The organism is Calothrix sp. CBUCES-K 9914, assembly GCF_059640475.1.
This window is the reverse complement of sequence record NZ_JBXXZH010000093.1, coordinates 1-18,141: the sequence shown is the minus strand read 5'-3', so window position 1 is coordinate 18,141 and position 18,141 is coordinate 1. Positions and strand designations below refer to the sequence as shown.

Below are 18,141 nucleotides of genomic sequence, written 5' to 3'. Positions count from 1 at the left end.
ATTCTCCCCGTTTATCAACATCCACGTAGACGAGGTTTTTCGTAGTAAATTCGCACCAAGTTTTGCTCACGCTCTGTTGGAGTCGGTTTTTCAAGGTTTTGTAGCGGTTGCATGATTTCTGACTCCGATACACCAAATACTGTTTGTATTGATGAGGAGGGCATTGTTAACAGTGTTTTTGCTACTTGTAAGATGTTGATATGAGTATTATCAAAGCTTTTAAAAGATTGGATCTTTTGCTCTAGATTATTCATCAAAGCCAAACCGGCAAACTGTACTACACGCAGTAAGAAGTCTTGACGGTACTCCATAATCATTGGAAAGGCGCCTAAATAAGCTTTTATCAAGGCTAAAATTGATGGCTGAACTGCGGATAGCTCAACCAATGCTAACTGTAAAGACTCTTCTAATTCCAACGTCGAATCTACAATCGTGCTTTCTAACCAAATTCGCAAGTAGTCAGCGATTAAAGTCCCTAAATCAAATGCGGGTTCTCCCCATGCACCAGTTTCCCAGTCGATTATCCGTATTAGGCAATTATCAAGCTTTGACCAACGCGCGTGAACGAGAATGTTTTCTAATTTCAAGTCGTTATGCGTTAAGCAGCAAGGACTCCAATCACATGCTAAATCAGCAATTGCTGCATCTAGACTTTCGTAACGTTGGTTGAGTATGTAAAAGTTGAGCGCACTTGAAGAAATGGCACCAAAAATTTCTGGAGTTACAACACCCACTCCCTGCGCTGGATTGAAATATTGATACCGTATTCCCCCATCTGGAGCAGTTCCCATAAAATTACGGTATTCGCGACGGTTGTATGTACTGCGATGTAAAGACGCCAAACTACTACCTATCGTTGCCGCTATCGCTTCTGGGTAAATACCTGTTGAATCATATAACGTGCCTAGTTCTTGGTAATCATCTAGATAATTACGAACTAATATCGAATTTTCGTTGTCAAAATGCACCACCGATGACGTGAGCGCAGTAATATTTCTCAATACTGGGAATTGTTCGAGCAAGTCACGCAACAGCAGTTCGTTGAAGAGTTCTTGAGGAACTCCATCACCATTGCTATGTTCCTGTTTGACCAAGAGCTTGTGTCCTGTCAGGGTAACAAGAAAATTACGATTATTGCGATGGGGCAATTGAGAATCTACAGACGCTCCATCTTCTAAGCTACACAGACCTCTCGACCGTAGGTACTGGATAACGTTGTGTGAAGACAGTGAAAAGACCATGTACTATTTCCCTAAATTATAAGATTTTTCAAAAACTGTGTTTTCTGTAATGATTCGGATTTGGTAGGTACGCACTACGAACTAATAACGACGGAGGAAACACTAATTATAATTGTTATTAATCTACTAATATCCGATTTGTGCTAATGACACCTGCCAAAATGGCAAAAAACCCTTTACTTTTTCTTCAAAGAATGTATATCTCAGGCTTTAAATCTTTAAATATATCTGGGGAAACTACCTACATATTTGGGTGCATGACGAACGTTTCAGCATTATCACCAGTTACATTTTTGATTTTTTGAGTGCATTTAATCGGTAATTAACATCTCCTGAAACTTAGCTAACATCTACAGAGTACACAACAACTTTATTTAATTCCGGATAGGTAGGACGATTTTTTTGTACATATAACATTGTTGCTAAATGTTGCCAATAACTTGCAATCAAAATATTTATGTAAATTTTGTAACAATTTATTCTAAACATTTACAAATGTGCTTTCTTTATTTATTCGTACTAAGGACTTCAGTCCTTCCATATAGGCGCCAAGATTATTTAGTTCATAGTAATAAAATTATTGTCAGTCACGTTACATGTAACGTCTCTACTACGTATGGGTAATAGGCACCTTGGAGGGAAGGACTGAAGTCCTTAGTACGAGCGTTTAAAAATGAGTATTAGAGTGGCTATTCCTAATACTGTCATCAAACCCGCAGGCATAAACTTGCGTGTTTTTTTTAATCTTAAAGCAAAAAACACGACTAAAACAACAGTAATAACACCAGCAAAGATAAAAGCCCAGGCTTGTCCTTGTAGCTGTAGCAAACCAGCTATAACTAGTAATGTGCCACTAATGGCGCCGCTAATTAACGAAAGTTTACTTGCAGCTTGTTTGTAGCCGATAATGCCACCAATAATTGATAAAATGCCGTATGTAAACGTGGCAATAGTCGCTTGTGTCATTATAAAAACCCGATAAATATGGATAATCAAGCAATCACCAAGGTGCAATTTCTCCAACGTCAAGCAGCCTCTCTTTTACTTTACCAGTCTGTACTGTCAGAATCGGTAGGATGTGCGCTTCTTGATTTATTGCAAGCAATACGTTATAAGGAAGCTGACGCGCGTAGTTGTCTTATTGCTTACAGTAACTATTTCAAATCACTGGCAGTATTAAATCAAAATTGGGAAGATTATCTAATTGTCAAAATTTTACGCTCGGATAATCCCTTTTCTAGGCTAGCGCAACAGCAAGATGTCAAAAGCTTACCCAGCGCACTTATTGCCGCGACTGAACACGACTTACAAATACTTCAAACGTTTTATGAATGTAGTTGTGCTGTATTAAGTGAGTGGGTGCAATCTGTGGCTCATCTTCCAGTATCACCTGTTATATGGTACGTGGAACGAGATACTCCTGAAACTGTCGAAGCACAATTAGTTACGTCTTTACAGCAATTAGATAATTGGGCAGATGCAGTGAGTATCCTCGCAGGCTACTATCGGCAATATGGTACAGGTTTGTTTGCTGAGTATAAAGCGCTTCGTTGGCAAGCTGGTAATTTTGTTGGTATTCAACATCCAGACACGATTAAAATTACTGAACTGGTTGGTTATGAGTTACAGTACGAGGCTTTGTTAAAGAATACAGAGTTTTTGCTAGCTGGACAAAGCGCGTTGCATGTATTGCTATATGGTAGTCGTGGTTCTGGGAAGTCGTCTTTGGTCAAAGCTTTATTAAACGAGTATTGGGAACGCGGTTTGAGGTTGCTTGAGGTTGGAAAGTCTGAATTAAAGGATTTACCTGTTATTGTCGAGCAGTTACGCTCTGTGCCACATAAATTTATTGTGTTTGTTGATGACTTGTCGTTTGAGGAAGATGACGACGCATTTAAAGCGCTCAAAGTCGTTTTAGAAGGGAATTTAACGCAGCGCCCGTCAAACGTCGTTGTTTATGCTACCTCAAATCGGCGCCATCTGATTCGCGAGTATTTTGCTGACCGACCGGCGCCACGGGACAACGACGAAGTTCACGCATGGGATACGATGCAAGAGAAGCTATCGTTTAGCGACCGCTTTGGCCTAACCTTGACATTTTCAGGCGCCGACCAAGATACTTATCTTCAAATAGTACGGCATTTGGCGAAACTTGCTGGAATTACTATCGAAGCTAAAGATTTGGAGTATCAAGCGCTACAGTGGGCAACTCGGCATAACGGACGCTCCGGAAGAACCGCACGGCAGTTTGTTGATTATCTAAAGGCTGATATAACTGTATTCGGAGATAAAACTTAAAGGAATACATCGGTAAAAAAGAAAACAGCTATTTCATTTTTTGGCGACTTCGAGTAAAGTGTTATACTCACGTGTGTTTCGCACACGTTACAAGTGCATTTGTCTTTAAGACCAGCGCTTGTTATAACATGTGAAGAGAATGCCGTTAAAAGGAACGCGTGAGGTATATGTAAAAATTTAAATTGGTGCGACGTTTACCCCTGCGCTCAACATCAGCAATATGCAACCAGCCATGTTTAGCAACCGATTTCTTATAGGTACGATTGCCTTTATCGTTAGTTTTACTCTTAGTCTTGTTTTTAAATGGAATTTTGGTGAAGCCATTTTTACCGGAATTATTTCCGTAATGGCTACTTATATTGCTGCTTTCTTCGTTGATAAGCGGCGCCGCAATTACGAAATGCTGATTCTTGATTCCTACAGAAAAAGAATTTACGAACTCGAAGGTGTAGAATCTAACTTTATTGCCGAAATTAATCAGCTAGAAAATCACCGTAATTTACTATACAAGGAATCGAATTTATTACAAAGTCAAGTTACGGAGCGACGTAACCAACGTGATATACTAAACCGCGAGTTAGGTAGTTTTGTTGGACAAAAAAAGCAGTTTGAAGCTACATTTAATCGATTACAACATGAAATAGAAAATATTGAAAGGAGTAAAATTGAACTAAATAATGTATTTGCCGCCGAAAAACGCAAGCAAGATTTGAATGTTAGCGTTAATCGTGCGGAAATCACACAGCTACAAATACACATAGCTGAATTGAAGAAAGAAAAGGAAGAATGTGACAATAATTTAACATTATTAGAAAGATTAAAGCCGCAACTCGAAGAAAAGCTACACGAACTGCGCGTTCAAATTCAAGAGCTAGAAGTTCAAGAAAATCATCAAACCGAAATAATTGCTGCAAAATCTAATGAGCGCAAAAGTTTAGACTCGAAAATTAAGTCTCTCCAAATTAAACTAACTAGCAAACAGCAAGAGCTAGTTCAGTTACAAGGACAAATATCATTACTGCAAGACGAGCGTAAGTTGTTACAAACCCACGTTTGGGAACTTTTGCAGCAAATTGAGAATTTGAATCCAGAAGCCAACGTTGATAGTCATAATAATACATATAGTAAAGGTTTGGAGTCCCAATTAGAAGATGTAGAAGAATTTCCATTTGGGGATTTACTTGGAAGCATAGAACCGATACACACACAAGTTATAGATCAAGAAACAGAATCCCAAGATTGGAGTAATTTTGAAGCTCAATTATCTAATCGAGAACATTTAGTATTGAACGCTCTACTACAAGAAAACCCAAACCCAATAATTAAGCAAATTGCCGAAGCTAATATTACAATGCCAAGCTTATTAATTGACGAAATCAACGAACTTGCAAAAAACACAATTGGTGAGTTAATAATAGACACAAGTTCCGAATGTTCCAGAATTTATGCTGAATATGTTAGAAATATTCAAGCGATAGTTAAGATTCCCGACTTCTCCCAAAAGTCGGGAATCTGAGCGGAGGGAATCTGAGCGGAAACATCGTAAAATAAGATAGGGCATATTTTGAGTAATGCTGCCCGATGAGGTTTCAAATGTCAAAGGTTAAACTCTCAAAAAAAGTATCTACTGGTTTGATAAATTCACTTGGTGCGGGGGTCGTACCGAGAGAAGGAGTTGAGCATATTGCAGTAGGTCGAGAAAAAGAACTTCAAAGCCTTATTAAAAATCTTGATGATATGGCGGAAGGGGTAGCGGCTTTTCGCTTCATCATTGGCAATTACGGTTCGGGTAAAAGTTTTTTGTTACAGCTAGTGAGAAACCGCGCGATGGAACAGGGTTTCGTTGTCGCAGATGCTGATTTATCATCGAATAGGCGCCTAGCTGGGAGTAATAATGAAGGACTCGCGACGTATCGAGAATTGATGAGTCACTTGGCCACAAAAACTCGTCCTGATGGTGGGGCCTTAGTTTCAATATTAGAGGGTTGGATAAATAAAATTCAACAAGAGGTAGCTTCAACAACGGGAATGCGACCTAATGATGAAGGATTTGACGATAAAGTTGAGGAAAAAATTCGCGAAGTCGTTCAATATATAGAAGATTTAGTTCACGGTTTTGATTTTGGCAGCGTTATTAGTGCATATTGGCGAGGCTATCGTAGTGATGACGATAATTTGAAAAATGCTGCACTTCGCTGGTTACGTGGTGAGTTCACAACCAAAATTGAGGCAAAACAAGCTTTGGGTGTGCGCGTTATTATCGATGATGAAAGTTGGTACGATTATGTCAAACTTTTAGCCAAGTTTGTCGCCGAAATCGGTTACAAAGGGCTGTTAATAATGCTCGATGAAGCTGTAAATTTGTATCAAATTTCTTCATCTGTTACGCGTGAAAAAAATTATAATCGGTTGTTGGGGATATTTAATGATACGATGCAGTGTAAAGCAGAGCATTTAGGGATAATAATTGGGGGAACTACGAAGTTTTTGGAAGACCAAAATCGCGGACTTTTTTCGGACTTAGCATGGCGCCGACGTACAAAAGAAAGTCGTTTCGTTGAAGCTGCTGGTGTACAAGAGTTTTTGGGTCCAGTTATTCGTTTAAACCCCCTGAGTGAAGATGAAATTTTGGCGCTGTTACAAAAGTTAGCATCGATTCATGCTTCCAATTATGGTAATGAGACTTTAAGCGCGCGCGAGTGTAAAAGCTTTGTCAAAGAAATAGTTAACCGTTTAGGCGCCGACGCATTGTTAACTCCAGGTGAAATTGTTCGTGATTTTATCAGTATTTTGAACATAATGCATCAAAACCCGCAACTCAAATTTAGTGATATTATCCACGGAGATAAATTTAAACCAACTGTTGTAGGAGTTGATGCACATGAAAATGCCGAAGACGATGTTGCAGAGTTTAGTTTGTAGGGTGCGTGACGCCATAACATTTTCAAACGAAGCGTATTAACTAGTAGCGTCACGCACCTTACCTTAATTACTCGTTCATATTGCGATATGTTGCGACTGCCGAAGGAGAAACGCGGTTCAAGTAGCGGAATATCCAATACTTGAAGATTGTGTCTAAAATCACAGGGAATGTTGCAATAAACAAAAATATAAAACTGTGATTTCCAGGCAGTCCCCAGTGACGCGAGATACCTTCTAAGATAACTTCCCAACCATGTGGAGAGTGGAAACCAACGAAGATATCGGTAAAAAGGATAATAATAAAAGCTTTGGCACTGTCGCTCAAACCGTAAACAACATGGTCGAAGAAATCTTTTAAAATGGCTATTTCACGTTTGCTAACTATCAGTAGCCATGAGAAGGCTACTACAGACATCATATCTGAAAACACGTTTTTAATGGCGCCAGCACTTTCGACCCGGTATTCGGATGCAATTTCCTGCGCTTCTTCTTTTAGTTTTTCCTGCATTTCTTCTTGTGGCATTGGCGCCACAAGACCAACTAAGCTTTGAAATTTAATTCTTTCTTCAAACCTTTGTAGTTCGGTGAGCGCTTCTTCCTCCATTTCGGAGTTAATGAAAACTGACACGCTTTCATTATTACGCAAATGCTCAACTATTGGTCCGACAAAAAAAGCTTTTGATAATTGATGTGTTAGAATAGGTACTATAATCAATAGTAATATAAACCTAACCGATATTATAGTTCGTCGTTGTGCCTTACGGAAATTTTGCACTACATCTTGCTCGGCATTCGGATCCATCTCGACTTGCAGCCGACCAATTGTACCTAAAATTGAACGAGGTAATACTCCAGTTGTGTTTGTTTTACCACGTGTTCGGTCAGATGTATCTCTTGTCTCCAGGTTTCTTAATCCTGGTTGAGTAAACGCTGTTTCGGTTTGTGGAATATGAGGACTAGTCAACCTGCTTACAACTGCTGGAGGTGCTGTTACTTGGATATCAGTATCAAGATTTTTATATTTTCCTACAATGTCATCGATGAATTTTAAATTTGCTAATACCTGTTCGGAATTAACTAACTCTACCCCATATCGTGCGGCACCTATCCGGTTTGACTCACTAAAAAAGAAGCGACTCGAATTAAATTCAGTGAGTCTCATTCTGACAAGTTTTAAATTTTTTCTTAATTCAGATTCAAAATAGTCATTAACACTGCTGTAAGTTGTGGAGTCTGTGTTAATTTGATTACCATTAAAATGTTCGTCTTCAATTTGCTTAATATGTAAAGCCGCTTGATAAGCTTCATCTAAAGAACGTTCTGGTGTTCTCAGATACCACTTATAAAGTGATACTAAATACGCATAGATTTTTTGGGAAAGGTAATGGTTATTCATTTCAGGGAATTATCCGCCAAAGCGAGGGTGATTTATTAACCACTGTGTGAACATACGAGTTATACTAACAAATTGGCAAGGAGAAGGTTTGTGATTTTTGATTTGCTTTGGGTTACTGGTCCAAGTCGCAGCGGAAAAACTGCTCGTTTAGTTGAACAGTTCTCTTCTTGGGTTGCCGCTAGCCAGCAAGAATCATTTTATACTAAAAAAACTGGCAAGAAAAGTAGTAATGATAACCCGAAGCGTTTATTTGTCCATCCAAGCAAGCCGGGTATTTTAGCGTTTGCAGCGAATAATGAATTACAGCGAGAGCTAGCAGATAAAATTGTTACAGCAACACAGGGGAAATACCCAATACGTGTCAAGACTCCGTTGACGTTTTTTCAGGAAGAAGTAATTTTATTTTTTCCTTTGTTGGTAGAATTATTGGGTTTAAAAGCGCAGTTCCCGGTGCGGTTGCGTCCAGAAACCGAGCAAGAGTTGGCACGCAGGTTGTGGCACCCACATTTGGATGACGAGGTGTTACGACGCGCGGGTGTGAACGAGTATCGTTTTGTGCGTCGGGTCATTGACTTATTCCAGTTAGCAGCAGTGAGTGGAAATAGCTGTGAGGATATAACTAGTTTATTAGCAGAAGGTTTAGGAAGTGCGTCAAATTTGGAACCCGAATTTTATTCAGAGTTAATAATAGAGTGGCGTGACTGGTGTCAAACGCGAGGTTTTTTGACGTATGGAGTCATTACGGAACTTTTTCATCAACATTTATTACCAAACACTACTTATCAACGGCGCCTAAAAGAGCGGTATCAAGCGATATTAGCAGATGATGTTGGTGATTATCCTGCTGTTGCACGTGATTTATTTGACGTATTGATTGATTTTGGCGCGGTAGGCGCCTTTAGTTATAATCCAGATAGTATTGTGCGGTTGGGGTTGGGTGCTGACCCTGTTTACTTAGAATCTTTGGCAGAACGGTGTGAAGTGGAAACGTTAACACCGAGTATGGGTAGAAGTATTGGTGATACAGTCGTAACACAAATGCTGGAATATGTGAGTGAGCCAATGACTTTGTTAAACTTGCCTGATAATATTCAGTCAATTCAAACAACGTCACGAGCTGCATTACTGCGACAGACTGCTGAGACAATAGTAAAAGCAGTAAAGTTAAAGCAAGTCGAAGCACAGGACATTGCCATAATAGCACCAGGTTTGGATGCAATTGCCGAATATACGCTCACATCTATTCTTAGCAAGCAAAATATTTACGTTAACTTATTAAATAACCAGCGACCCTTAATTGCATCTCCCTTAATTCGGGCATTACTGACGTTGATATCTTTAATATATCCTGGGAATGGGCGCCTAGTTGACCGGGACTCCGTATCGGAAATGTTGGTAGTGTTGAGTCGAGGTAATTTGCTAGCTAGGACTGATAATGATATTGATGATGCATCAGATACAGTAATGAATACACATTACCCACATATAGACCCAGTACGCGCGGGTTTACTAGCAGATTACTGTTTTGTACCTCATCCAGATGCACCAACTTTATTAACAGCGACAAGTTTTGACCGTTGGGACAGGTTGGGATATGCAGCAACGAGAGCATATGAGCAGATATTACAGTGGATAGAAACACAGCGAAGTCGGCAGCAAGAGCGTGTAATACCTAGTCCAATATCATTATTGTATGCAGCAATAGAGAAATTTTTCCTCAACGTTACTAATTTACCCTACGACCAAATCACAACACTGCGGGAATTATTAGAAACAGCACAACATTACTGGGAAATAGATACTCGACTGCGAAGTCAAAAAACAGGAGAAGATGGAAGCGGTACACAGCAACTTACCCTACCAGTTTTTAATACTCCCTTTGCGACTAATTCCACAATTGCGGAATTTATTCAATTATTGCGACGTGGGACAATTGTATCGTATCCGTACCCAGTTCGTCCTGTCGGCCCAGCAGCGAATGCAGTAACTATATCAACAATATTTCAATACCGTTCAAGTCGCAAATCACACAACTGGCATTTTTGGTTAGATGCAGGTTCATACTTATGGGCAAAAGGAGGTGCAGCGACATTATACGGCGCCAACTTATTTTTGCGCGATAGATTAGGGCAACCTTGGACAGCCGAAGACGAAACCCTCGCAGAAAACCAACGGGTAAAGCGAATTTTAACTGACTTACTCGCGCGCGTATCTGACCGACTATATCTGTGTCACAGTGAGTTAGCAGTAAACGGTACTGAACAACTAGGTCCCTTACTACCCCTAGTCAATGCTTCTCTACCCGTCACCAATGAAACTTAATAAAACTCTTTCTTGTGGAACGGGCATCCCTGCCCGTTACTGTAAATAATCCAGTACAGTACAAAATATGTCACAAGCGGCCAATACTAACCTTACAAGAAATAGAGAAAATGAAGTAGATACATACAAGTTATATAAGAACTTTACATGTATGCGCTTTTTACAAGTAACATCCTTAAATCTATATTACCAATTCATAACTGTTAAGCTTGTTACTTCAACAAATTCTCTATCAGCAGTTACTAGAATTGCTCTCGCTTGAAGTGCGCTTGAAGCAACTATTGCATCTGGAAGTTTTAGCCGATATTGTATGCGAGTTTGAATGATTTGTTCAATCAATGAATTATTATCGGCAAGTAAGTTTATTACTTCTACACGCTGGAGAAACTCCTCAAAAAGCTTTCGGTCTTCTTCACTAATCTGTGAAAAAGCTAAAAATTCAATTTGGCTAATAACTGAAATTCCAATCCACTCAGCATCTTGTAGTAATTGGACTAATGCCTTAGAACCCTTCAACAAAGCGACAATAGCATTCGTGTCAAGTAGATAGCGTTTACCACTCATCTCTTAATGTCCTTTGCATAGCCACACTGTCACCTTGCCATTTTAAACGTCCCGCCAAATCTGAAAAATCGTAAGATTTTTTCTGAGTATTTTCTGGAATAGTACCTGGGTTTAAGACTATGACTACATCAACGGCGCCTGCCGATAAGTCCGTTGGTACATCAATATGTAAATTACCCGAAGCATCAATAACTGTTGCTAGCTTTAAAACTTTCATATTTTTACAACTTTCACGCTACTCCCAATTATATGAGATAAGGTTGGGTTTTCCTACCACAAGCGAATATCCTTTGAATAACGGATAACTGCGCTTGTGCTTCCTCACTGGAGTTTAGACTAAATAATCTAAAACCCTTGTGTAGCAAGCATTCTAGACTTTGGAATTAGAAACAGTCAATAAATCATAAAAGCCTTGCTGGATAAGGGTTTGGCGGCTTGATTTGTCAAAATAGTCTAAACTCCAGTTCCTCAACCCAACCTAAAATTACGTTCCTCAGCTATTTTTAACAGTTTTAGAGATTTGTTTGTTTGCAGATGCTCCTACGTTTGAGTTTATGCTTTCGCGCTGAAGTCGTTCCTAAAGCGCTGAGGGCAAGGAGTAGTTGTACCATTGCTGGCATTTGCAGGTAGGTGGGAAGTTGCTGCTGGACTGATGATGGCAGAACGTACAGGTAAAGCAGTTCGTACCCCTCCGCGCGACGCTTTGCTTTCCTATGCAGTTAGTCAAGTTGGTAATGGTTTTGGGTTTGGGTTACATGAAGCTATGGATCAAATAGGCGCCGTTATTGGCCCGTTATCTGTTGCTGCTATAGTCTATTTTCAGGGAGAATATAAAAATGGCAAGAGCAGTTGACAATTAATGCTCCTGTTGTAATGATTGTAGAATCTAAAAATGAAGATATTAAAGGTGGTTTAGGTCAGTGTGCAGCAGCAATGTTAGCTGCCCAATTGTTTAATCAGCAAGAAGAGAATCAAATTAAAACAATTTATGGTGCCGTCACAACAGGAGATATTTAGAAGTTTTTGAAGTTAGAAAACACAGATGTATTTATTGATTTAGATAATTATTACATAAAAGAAATTGATAAAATTATTGGCATATTATCTCAAAGTGTTGAATGAAAATTAGTGCTAAAGCGTACCTTTGTGTCGTCTGTCATTCAGCTTGATTACCTAAACTTAACCATAAATCTATCTAAAATAAGTAGAATATTAATATTATTGAGAATCTTAGCCAAATAGTTCTAGCTTACCAGGGGGTAAAATATGGCTGTTACTAACCCACAGCCTCAGTTAAAACGTGAGTTAGGAGTATTCGGCGCCACCTTCATGGGTTTGGGGTCGATAGTTGGTACTGGGGTATTTGTTAGTATTGGTATTGCAACAGGGATAGCAGGTTCTGCGGTAATATTAGCAATCTTTATAGGCGCCTTAGTAGCAACTTTTAACGGACTCAACAGCGCACAGTTAGCAGCAAGTCATCCGGTAAGCGGTGGTACTTATGAATATGGGTATAGATATTTGACTCCAGCGTTTGGGTTTACAGCAGGTTGGATGTTTTTGGTGGCGAAAACAGCTTCAGCAGCTACAGCAGCTTTGGGTTTTGCAGGATATTTAATCAATATTCTAGGTTTAAGTTCAACCTTGATTGTTCCGATAGCGTTTATTACTGTGGCAATTATGACTGTAATTGTTCTTAGTGGAGTAAAACGCTCAAATTTTGCCAACACTGTAATAGTATCTGTAACGCTGTTATCGTTAGGGTTTTTTATTCTGCTTTGTTTACCGCGCGCAATAACTGAAGGTGCAAGCAATTTATCACCGAATTTTAGCGAAGTTTCCCCAGCTAATATACTTCAAGCTAGTGCGTTAATGTTTGTTGCTTATACAGGTTATGGACGTATTGCGACAATGGGGGAAGAAGCTAAAAACCCACGAGAAACTATACCCAAAGCAATGATTGTTTGTTTAGTACTAACAATGCTGCTATATATAACAGTAGCAACCGTGGGTATTGGTGCAGTCGGAGTAGATGTATTAGGTAATCAAAGTCAACAAATTAGAACGGCGCCATTAGAAGCAGCAGTTCGTGAAGTTGCAGGTAGTGGCGCCAGTATAGTTTTAGCAGTAGGCGCCATGACAGCAATGTTGGGTGTACTGTTGAATTTAATACTAGGATTATCCCGCGTATGGTTAGCAATGGGAAGACGCTTTGATGCACCAAGAATTTTCGCGCGTTTAAACCAACAGCAAACAACACCATACTACGCCGTTATAGTAGTAGGCGCCACAATAGCACTGTTAGTATTATTAGGTAACGTCAAAACAACTTGGTCATTCAGTGCCTTCAGCGTATTGATATATTATGCAATAACCAACTTTGCAGCATTAAAAATTCCACCTCAAGAACGACTATATTCCAAATCGATAGCCATCTTAGGAATATTATCCTGCTTATTCTTAGCATTTTGGGTAGAATCATCAATTTGGCAAGTTGGTATCGGATTAATAATTGCAGGTCTAATTTGGCACAAAGTTAGACGTGCCGTAGCAACACAAAATTTATAATCCCCCTAAATCCCCCTTAATAAGGGGGACTTTAAGAAGCTATAATTTGTCTATTAAAAAGATAATTTAAATTTTAATTTAGTAGGATTTAGCCCCCCTTAATAAGGTGGATTGGGGGGATTAATCTTACCCTAAAAAATTAATTTTAACTCTTTCCTACCTTTATTAACGCATCTTCAGCTGCTGCTTTTTCAGCTTCTTTCTTACTCTTCCCCCTACCTTTACCATATACCTTCCCTTCAACTACTACTTTTGCTAAAAAAAGTGGTGCATGTGGTAATCCACTTTCATCGACTGTTACATAATTAGGAGGATTCTTAGAAACATTTTGCTGCACCCACTTTTGAAACCGATTTTTTGAATCAACATCAGAACGAGATGTAACAACACTTTTAGGAACTGCGTCAAAAAGTGGTTCAATAATCTTTTTAAGTGCCTTAGTATCGCAGTCATTATCAAGATAATAGGCGCCAACAACCGCTTCAAAAGTACTACTAAGTAAATTCTCATTATAAAAACCACCTTCTCGGATAGTTCCCTTACCTAAACGCATCCGAAAATCTATACCAACTTCAAGAGCAAACTTAGCCAGTTGCTTCTCATCAACCAACGCAGAACGTCTCCGAGTTAACTCATCCTCGCTTTTATCTGGAAAGCGATGAAATAAATATTGCCCACTGAGAAAGTTTAATAAAGCATCACCTAAAAATTCTAATCGTTCATTGTGTTCTCCGGCGCCTGGGTTTTCATGAACATACGAACGATGAGTAAGCGCGTGACGCAATAACTTTTCATTCCGAAACCTTAACAATTCATGCATTTGATTAAAAATTTAACCTATATAGAGATACATATCACAACTTTAAACCGCGACAAATACGGTTTAAAATAATCTTGCTTTTTGAAGACAAGATATAAAAAAAGGAACAATATGTATATAAAAGCCGTTTTTAAAAGCATTATCTCAAGGATTTGTGCCCGCAGGTGAAGATGCACAACTTCTGCTATCTGAACATTATAACCAAGCAGAAGAACAAGACTTGATGGACGCGCTGCAAAAGGTATCCAATAAATATGATTTGGCTGATTTTAATGCCAAAATCTTACACCAGCATATCGAGCATGATATTAAAACGAAGCAGAAGAGATTCTGAGAAAGTTACAAAAATAAGACCCAGCATAATTTGAACGCATTGCTAATTTACCACATGGTATTCGCACCGCTCAATTCTCCATGCAAAAAGGAACATACGTTTTCTGTGAAGCTTCCGACCCTAACCGTCCTGATATTAAAGGCTATCAGCAATTATTCTTATTAAATGATAAGGTAGAAATAATTTCTAGAGATATTCCTCGTATTTTAGGCACCATCAAAGTTTTGGACACCACCCCCACATTCAAAATTTCTGTATCTCATAACTCTGCTGTAACGTGTAAGTTTATAAATAATTAGGCAGGAAAAACTTTGTTTAAATCGATTGATAAATCAGGGAAACAAGATAGTTTCACGGTTTGATTGGGTAATTCAACACGTTTATTTCGATAATTATATTTACCTTGATTATCTTGATACGGCTCGCTGTAACATTCCAATTGGTTATCAGCTAGATTAAATATCCAGTAATCAGAAATACCAACTTCAGCATATAAGGGTAATTTTACATCTTGGTCATAATCTATAGATGAGTCGGAGACTTCCATAACTAGCAACACATCTTCTGGAGTAGGATGACCAGAAAAATAATCATCAGAACTATTTTTAACTATAGCAAAATCTGGTTCAGGTTCGCTGTTGGGGGGCAAAGTAACAGGAGCTTGACATTGTAAAGTTGCTCGGTCACCAACTAATTTGGGCAGTTCTTTCAATAATTTTCTTAAGCAAGTTTCATGTGCCTTCCCTTTTGCAGCCATCTGGATGATTTCTCCTTTAATTAGCTCAATGCGACTATCTTCATGGAAAAAGCCTAATTCTGCTAACTTGTGGTACTCATCAAGAGTGAAACGTTTAGCCTGAGCAATTGCCATAACTTTTCTCTAGAAAAATTGTACTTGTAAATATAACAACTATTTTAAAGCCGTTGGACAGGCACAACAAAAACTAACGACTTAATACTCAGCACTCAGCACTCAGCACTATTCTGGTATGCTTATAGCCGATAAGATAATTATTTAAGTTTATGCCAGCTTCTATTCAACCTACTATTACGGCTTTTCCCCTGGCTGCCGTCGTCGGTCAGGAAGCTATTAAACTAGCTTTACTATTAGCAGCAGTTGACCCTGGACTTGGGGGAGTTGCTATTGCAGGTCGTCGCGGTACGGCTAAGTCTGTAATGGCGCGCGCTATTCATGCTTTGTTGCCTCCTATTGAAGTGGTTAAGGGGGGGATAAGTAATTGTGACCCAAGTCGTCCTGAAGAATGGGATGATTTTCTTGTAGAACAGGCATCCTGCCTGTTAATAGAGGACAGGCAAGATGCCTATCCTACGGAGGTTATTCCGGCGCCTTTTGTACAGATACCGCTTGGCACTACTGAGGATAGGTTATTAGGTTCTGTAGATGTGGAACAGTCGGTGAAACAAGGCGCCACTATATTTCAACCTGGGTTACTTGCTGCTGCACATCGAGGAGTTTTATATGTTGATGAAATTAACTTACTTGATGACCAAATAAGTAACCAGCTATTAACTGTATTATCGGAAGGGCGTAACCAAGTTGAGCGTGAAGGTATTAGCTTTCAACATCCTTGTAGACCTTTATTTATAGCTACATATAACCCAGAAGAAGGAGACTTACGCGAACATCTTCTTGACCGTATCGCTATAGTTCTTTCTGCTAGTGGTGTACTTGGTTTAGACCAGCGTGTTGAAGCTGTGGAACAAGCTATATCTTACTCGCGTTCGCCTCAAGAGTTTTTACAGCAGTATAGCGAAGATATTGATAGCATTAAAACTCAGATTATTTTGGCGCGCGAGTGGCTCAAAGAAGTAACTATTACCCATGAGCAAATAGCTTATTTAGTTGATGAAGCAGTACGCGCGCAAGTTCAAGGACACCGTGCGGAGTTATTTGCTGTGCGAGTGGCAAAAGCAGCTGCTGCTTTAGAAGGACGTAATAAGGTTACTGCCGAAGATTTAAAACGCGCGGTGGAATTAGTAATAGTACCAAGGGCAACTGTTATACAAACACCACCCGACCAACCACCACCTCCTCCCCCACCTCCACCACCACAAAACCAAGAGGAACAAGAAGACCAAGAAGAAGAACAGCAAGAGGAAGAAAAAGAAGAAACTCAACAAGAACCTCCTGGTATTCCTGAAGAGTTTATATTTGACCCAGAGGGAGTATTACTTGATGATAGTGTGTTGTACTTTGCCCAAATGGCACAGCGTCAAGGTAAGTCAGGAAGTCGTAATTCCATATTTTCTGATGACCGAGGACGTTACGTTAAGCCAATGTTGCCTAAAGGTAAGGTAAAACGTATTGCAGTTGATGCTACATTACGTGCTGCGGCGCCATATCAAAAAGCGCGTAGAGAAAGACAACCAAATCGTAAAGTCGTTGTTGAACAAAGTGATATACGTTCAAAACGCTTAGTTCGTAAAGCAGGCGCCTTAGTTGTGTTTATAGTTGATGCATCTGGTTCGATGGCATTAAACAGGATGCAGTCAGCAAAAGGCGCCGTCATGCAATTACTAACCGAAGCGTATCAAAACCGTGACCAAGTATCATTAATACCTTTTAGAGGTGAGCAAGCAGAAGTGTTATTACCTCCAACTCGTTCAATAGCACTCGCGCGTAATAGATTGGAAAGATTACCTTGTGGTGGTGGTTCCCCATTAGCACATGGATTAACTCAAGCTGTACGTGTAGGTATTAACGCGCAAATGAGTGGTGATATTGGGCAAGTTGTATTAGTGGAGGGCTGCCTGGATGCCTGCGAGCCCCACCCGTGTCGGGATGAGTGGCCCCTGCAGCCGTGCAGGAGGCTCCCCCAGCAGCACCCTCACACACGCCTCAACAGAGGCTGACGTGGCGGCCAGGTTGTATCCCCCCTCCAGCAGCAGCACTGTGGGGGCCACTGGCTGCAGCAGTGCAGTCATGTGGCCGTAGCAGGCTGGGCTCACGTGGCAGCCGCCCAACGGGTCACCATGGGCCTGACGGGACAGCGGCGAGAGGGGGGGAGCAGTTGGGTTGGTGTTAGCAGCTTGCAGGTAAGCGCGCAAGGAAGGTGCTGAACTCAATGCGATGCAGACGTGTAGATTTGTAACTCAGCCTGCTCTTGCAGGCATCCTTCCACACACAAGCAGCAGGCTGTGCAGGTGGCAGCCACCCAGAGGGTCACCATGAGGCTACAGGGACCAGGTGGAGAGGGGGGCAGGGGGTTGCGGCAGCTTGCAGGTGAGCACGAGACAATGATTGAGACAACACACTGCAGACATGGCAGTGGCCTTTGCCAGGTTTGCATACGATCATATTTGCATGCATAAGCAGCAGGCTGTGTAGGCAGGAGGGGTCGTGGCGGGTCGTGAGTTCTTGAACGGCCTGAACTTTTCGGGAGTGCCCCCTCACAAGTTGGTATTGCGAGTGGGGTGTCCCGTTGTTTTGCTAAGGAACTTGACCGGTGGGCTTGCAAATGGCACGCGTTTGATTGTCACACGGTTGGGAGACCGTGTTATTGAGGCAAGGGTTGCCACTGGTCCCTCCAAGGGCGAGGTTGTGTGTATACCACGCCTTGGCATCACCCCTTCAGACACAAGCATGCCATTCACACTGCGCAGGTTGCAGTTCCCTGTCAGGCCTGCCTTTTGTATGACTATCAACAAGTCACAG

The 18,141-nt window shown here is 40.5% G+C and carries 16 protein-coding genes and 3 pseudogenes; 11 read left to right on the top strand and 8 right to left on the bottom strand.

Annotation, left to right across the window (positions count from 1 at the left end):
• Positions 1–14: 14 nt before the first annotated feature.
• The gene (locus AC2JBO_RS20865; protein ID WP_496955569.1) at positions 15–1,241 is read right to left on the bottom strand and encodes a phosphotransferase; all 1,227 of its coding nucleotides are present in this window, start codon (positions 1,239–1,241) and stop codon (positions 15–17) included.
• Positions 1,242–1,895: 654 nt separating this feature from the next.
• Complete coding sequence (locus tag AC2JBO_RS20860) at positions 1,896–2,207, bottom strand: TMEM14 family protein (protein WP_496955568.1); 312 nt, start codon at positions 2,205–2,207, stop codon at positions 1,896–1,898.
• Between the two features lie 18 nt (positions 2,208–2,225).
• Between AC2JBO_RS20860 and AC2JBO_RS20855 the strand changes: the two genes are divergently transcribed.
• The 3 genes from AC2JBO_RS20855 to AC2JBO_RS20845 all read left to right on the top strand — a co-directional run bounded on the left by AC2JBO_RS20855 (position 2,226) and on the right by AC2JBO_RS20845 (position 6,461).
• Positions 2,226–3,539, top strand: coding sequence for an ATP-binding protein (locus tag AC2JBO_RS20855; RefSeq protein ID WP_496955567.1), 1,314 nt, complete (start codon positions 2,226–2,228; stop codon positions 3,537–3,539).
• A gap of 232 nt (positions 3,540–3,771) precedes the next feature.
• The gene (locus AC2JBO_RS20850) at positions 3,772–5,055 is read left to right on the top strand and encodes a tellurite resistance TerB C-terminal domain-containing protein (RefSeq protein WP_496955566.1); all 1,284 of its coding nucleotides are present in this window, start codon (positions 3,772–3,774) and stop codon (positions 5,053–5,055) included.
• Between the two features lie 77 nt (positions 5,056–5,132).
• Positions 5,133–6,461 carry an ATP-binding protein gene (locus tag AC2JBO_RS20845; RefSeq protein WP_496955565.1) on the top strand — a complete coding sequence of 443 codons (1,329 nt, stop codon included), beginning with the start codon at positions 5,133–5,135 and terminating at the stop codon, positions 6,459–6,461.
• A gap of 67 nt (positions 6,462–6,528) precedes the next feature.
• On the opposite strand, the gene AC2JBO_RS20840 is transcribed toward AC2JBO_RS20845, so the two are convergent.
• Entirely contained in the window at positions 6,529–7,857 is a 1,329-nt protein-coding gene (locus tag AC2JBO_RS20840; protein WP_496955564.1) for a proton extrusion protein PcxA, read from the bottom strand.
• Positions 7,858–7,947: 90 nt separating this feature from the next.
• Here AC2JBO_RS20840 and AC2JBO_RS20835 point away from each other — a divergent pair, with 90 nt between their 5' ends.
• Positions 7,948–10,179, top strand: a complete 2,232-nt coding sequence (locus AC2JBO_RS20835; RefSeq protein WP_496955563.1) for a recombinase family protein — start codon at positions 7,948–7,950, stop codon at positions 10,177–10,179.
• Positions 10,180–10,365: 186 nt separating this feature from the next.
• On the opposite strand, the gene AC2JBO_RS20830 is transcribed toward AC2JBO_RS20835, so the two are convergent.
• The gene (locus AC2JBO_RS20830) at positions 10,366–10,743 is read right to left on the bottom strand and encodes a type II toxin-antitoxin system VapC family toxin (protein ID WP_496955562.1); all 378 of its coding nucleotides are present in this window, start codon (positions 10,741–10,743) and stop codon (positions 10,366–10,368) included.
• Positions 10,733–10,960: a hypothetical protein gene (locus AC2JBO_RS20825; protein WP_496955561.1), complete on the bottom strand. Its 228-nt coding sequence runs from the start codon at positions 10,958–10,960 to the stop codon at positions 10,733–10,735. Before AC2JBO_RS20825 ends, AC2JBO_RS20830 begins: the two co-directional genes overlap by 11 nt.
• 384 nt (positions 10,961–11,344) lie before the next feature.
• Here AC2JBO_RS20825 and AC2JBO_RS20820 point away from each other — a divergent pair.
• The 3 genes and pseudogenes from AC2JBO_RS20820 to AC2JBO_RS20810 form a co-directional block, all read left to right on the top strand.
• Positions 11,345–11,581: pseudogene (locus AC2JBO_RS20820) on the top strand (MFS transporter); the annotation flags it as partial.
• A gap of 2 nt (positions 11,582–11,583) precedes the next feature.
• A pseudogene (locus tag AC2JBO_RS20815) lies at positions 11,584–11,865 on the top strand (hypothetical protein); the annotation flags it as partial.
• A 144-nt stretch (positions 11,866–12,009) separates the two neighbouring features.
• Entirely contained in the window at positions 12,010–13,311 is a 1,302-nt protein-coding gene (locus AC2JBO_RS20810; protein WP_496955560.1) for an APC family permease, read from the top strand.
• Positions 13,312–13,456: 145 nt separating this feature from the next.
• Here the strand turns inward: AC2JBO_RS20810 and rnc are convergent, their stop codons facing one another.
• A complete protein-coding gene (rnc, locus tag AC2JBO_RS20805; RefSeq protein WP_496955559.1) occupies positions 13,457–14,131 on the bottom strand; it encodes a ribonuclease III in 675 nt (224 codons plus the stop codon).
• A 154-nt stretch (positions 14,132–14,285) separates the two neighbouring features.
• On the opposite strand from rnc, the gene AC2JBO_RS20800 reads away from it, so the two are divergent.
• Together AC2JBO_RS20800 and AC2JBO_RS20795 are read left to right on the top strand one after the other, a co-directional pair.
• Positions 14,286–14,465, top strand: coding sequence for a hypothetical protein (locus AC2JBO_RS20800; protein ID WP_496955558.1), 180 nt, complete (start codon positions 14,286–14,288; stop codon positions 14,463–14,465).
• 80 nt (positions 14,466–14,545) lie between these two features.
• Positions 14,546–14,764 (top strand): hypothetical protein, encoded by a 219-nt coding sequence (locus tag AC2JBO_RS20795; protein ID WP_496955557.1) that lies wholly within the window; start codon positions 14,546–14,548, stop codon positions 14,762–14,764.
• Here the strand turns inward: AC2JBO_RS20795 and AC2JBO_RS20790 are convergent.
• Positions 14,761–15,336, bottom strand: a complete 576-nt coding sequence (locus AC2JBO_RS20790) for a Uma2 family endonuclease (protein ID WP_496955556.1) — start codon at positions 15,334–15,336, stop codon at positions 14,761–14,763. The two genes, AC2JBO_RS20795 and AC2JBO_RS20790, sit on opposite strands and share 4 nt — an antisense overlap.
• Before the next feature lie 152 nt (positions 15,337–15,488).
• On the opposite strand from AC2JBO_RS20790, the gene bchD reads away from it, so the two are divergent.
• Positions 15,489–17,339, top strand: a complete 1,851-nt coding sequence (bchD, locus tag AC2JBO_RS20785; RefSeq protein WP_496955555.1) for a magnesium chelatase ATPase subunit D — start codon at positions 15,489–15,491, stop codon at positions 17,337–17,339.
• Positions 17,340–17,366: 27 nt separating this feature from the next.
• On the opposite strand, the pseudogene AC2JBO_RS20780 reads toward bchD, so the two are convergent.
• Positions 17,367–17,411: pseudogene (locus AC2JBO_RS20780) on the bottom strand (hypothetical protein); the annotation flags it as partial.
• A 415-nt stretch (positions 17,412–17,826) separates the two neighbouring features.
• Here AC2JBO_RS20780 and AC2JBO_RS20775 point away from each other — a divergent pair.
• Positions 17,827–18,141: hypothetical protein (locus AC2JBO_RS20775; protein ID WP_496955554.1), on the top strand; the 315-nt coding region annotated here is incomplete at its 3' end.

Excerpts from the sequence above, each read along its gene's own strand:
- AC2JBO_RS20840 (WP_496955564.1), bottom strand. The coding sequence starts at position 7,857 with ATGAATAACCATTACCTTTCCCAAAAAATCTATGCGTATTTAGTATCA.
- rnc (WP_496955559.1), bottom strand. The coding sequence starts at position 14,131 with ATGCATGAATTGTTAAGGTTTCGGAATGAAAAGTTATTGCGTCACGCG.
- AC2JBO_RS20850 (WP_496955566.1), top strand. The coding sequence starts at position 3,772 with ATGTTTAGCAACCGATTTCTTATAGGTACGATTGCCTTTATCGTTAGT.
- AC2JBO_RS20790 (WP_496955556.1), bottom strand. The coding sequence starts at position 15,336 with ATGGCAATTGCTCAGGCTAAACGTTTCACTCTTGATGAGTACCACAAG.
- AC2JBO_RS20810 (WP_496955560.1), top strand. The coding sequence starts at position 12,010 with ATGGCTGTTACTAACCCACAGCCTCAGTTAAAACGTGAGTTAGGAGTA.
- AC2JBO_RS20825 (WP_496955561.1), bottom strand. The coding sequence starts at position 10,960 with ATGAAAGTTTTAAAGCTAGCAACAGTTATTGATGCTTCGGGTAATTTA.
- AC2JBO_RS20830 (WP_496955562.1), bottom strand. The coding sequence starts at position 10,743 with ATGAGTGGTAAACGCTATCTACTTGACACGAATGCTATTGTCGCTTTG.
- bchD (WP_496955555.1), top strand. The coding sequence starts at position 15,489 with ATGCCAGCTTCTATTCAACCTACTATTACGGCTTTTCCCCTGGCTGCC.
- AC2JBO_RS20795 (WP_496955557.1), top strand. The coding sequence starts at position 14,546 with ATGCAAAAAGGAACATACGTTTTCTGTGAAGCTTCCGACCCTAACCGT.
- AC2JBO_RS20845 (WP_496955565.1), top strand. The coding sequence starts at position 5,133 with ATGTCAAAGGTTAAACTCTCAAAAAAAGTATCTACTGGTTTGATAAAT.
- AC2JBO_RS20865 (WP_496955569.1), bottom strand. The coding sequence starts at position 1,241 with ATGGTCTTTTCACTGTCTTCACACAACGTTATCCAGTACCTACGGTCG.
- AC2JBO_RS20855 (WP_496955567.1), top strand. The coding sequence starts at position 2,226 with ATGGATAATCAAGCAATCACCAAGGTGCAATTTCTCCAACGTCAAGCA.
- AC2JBO_RS20860 (WP_496955568.1), bottom strand. The coding sequence starts at position 2,207 with ATGACACAAGCGACTATTGCCACGTTTACATACGGCATTTTATCAATT.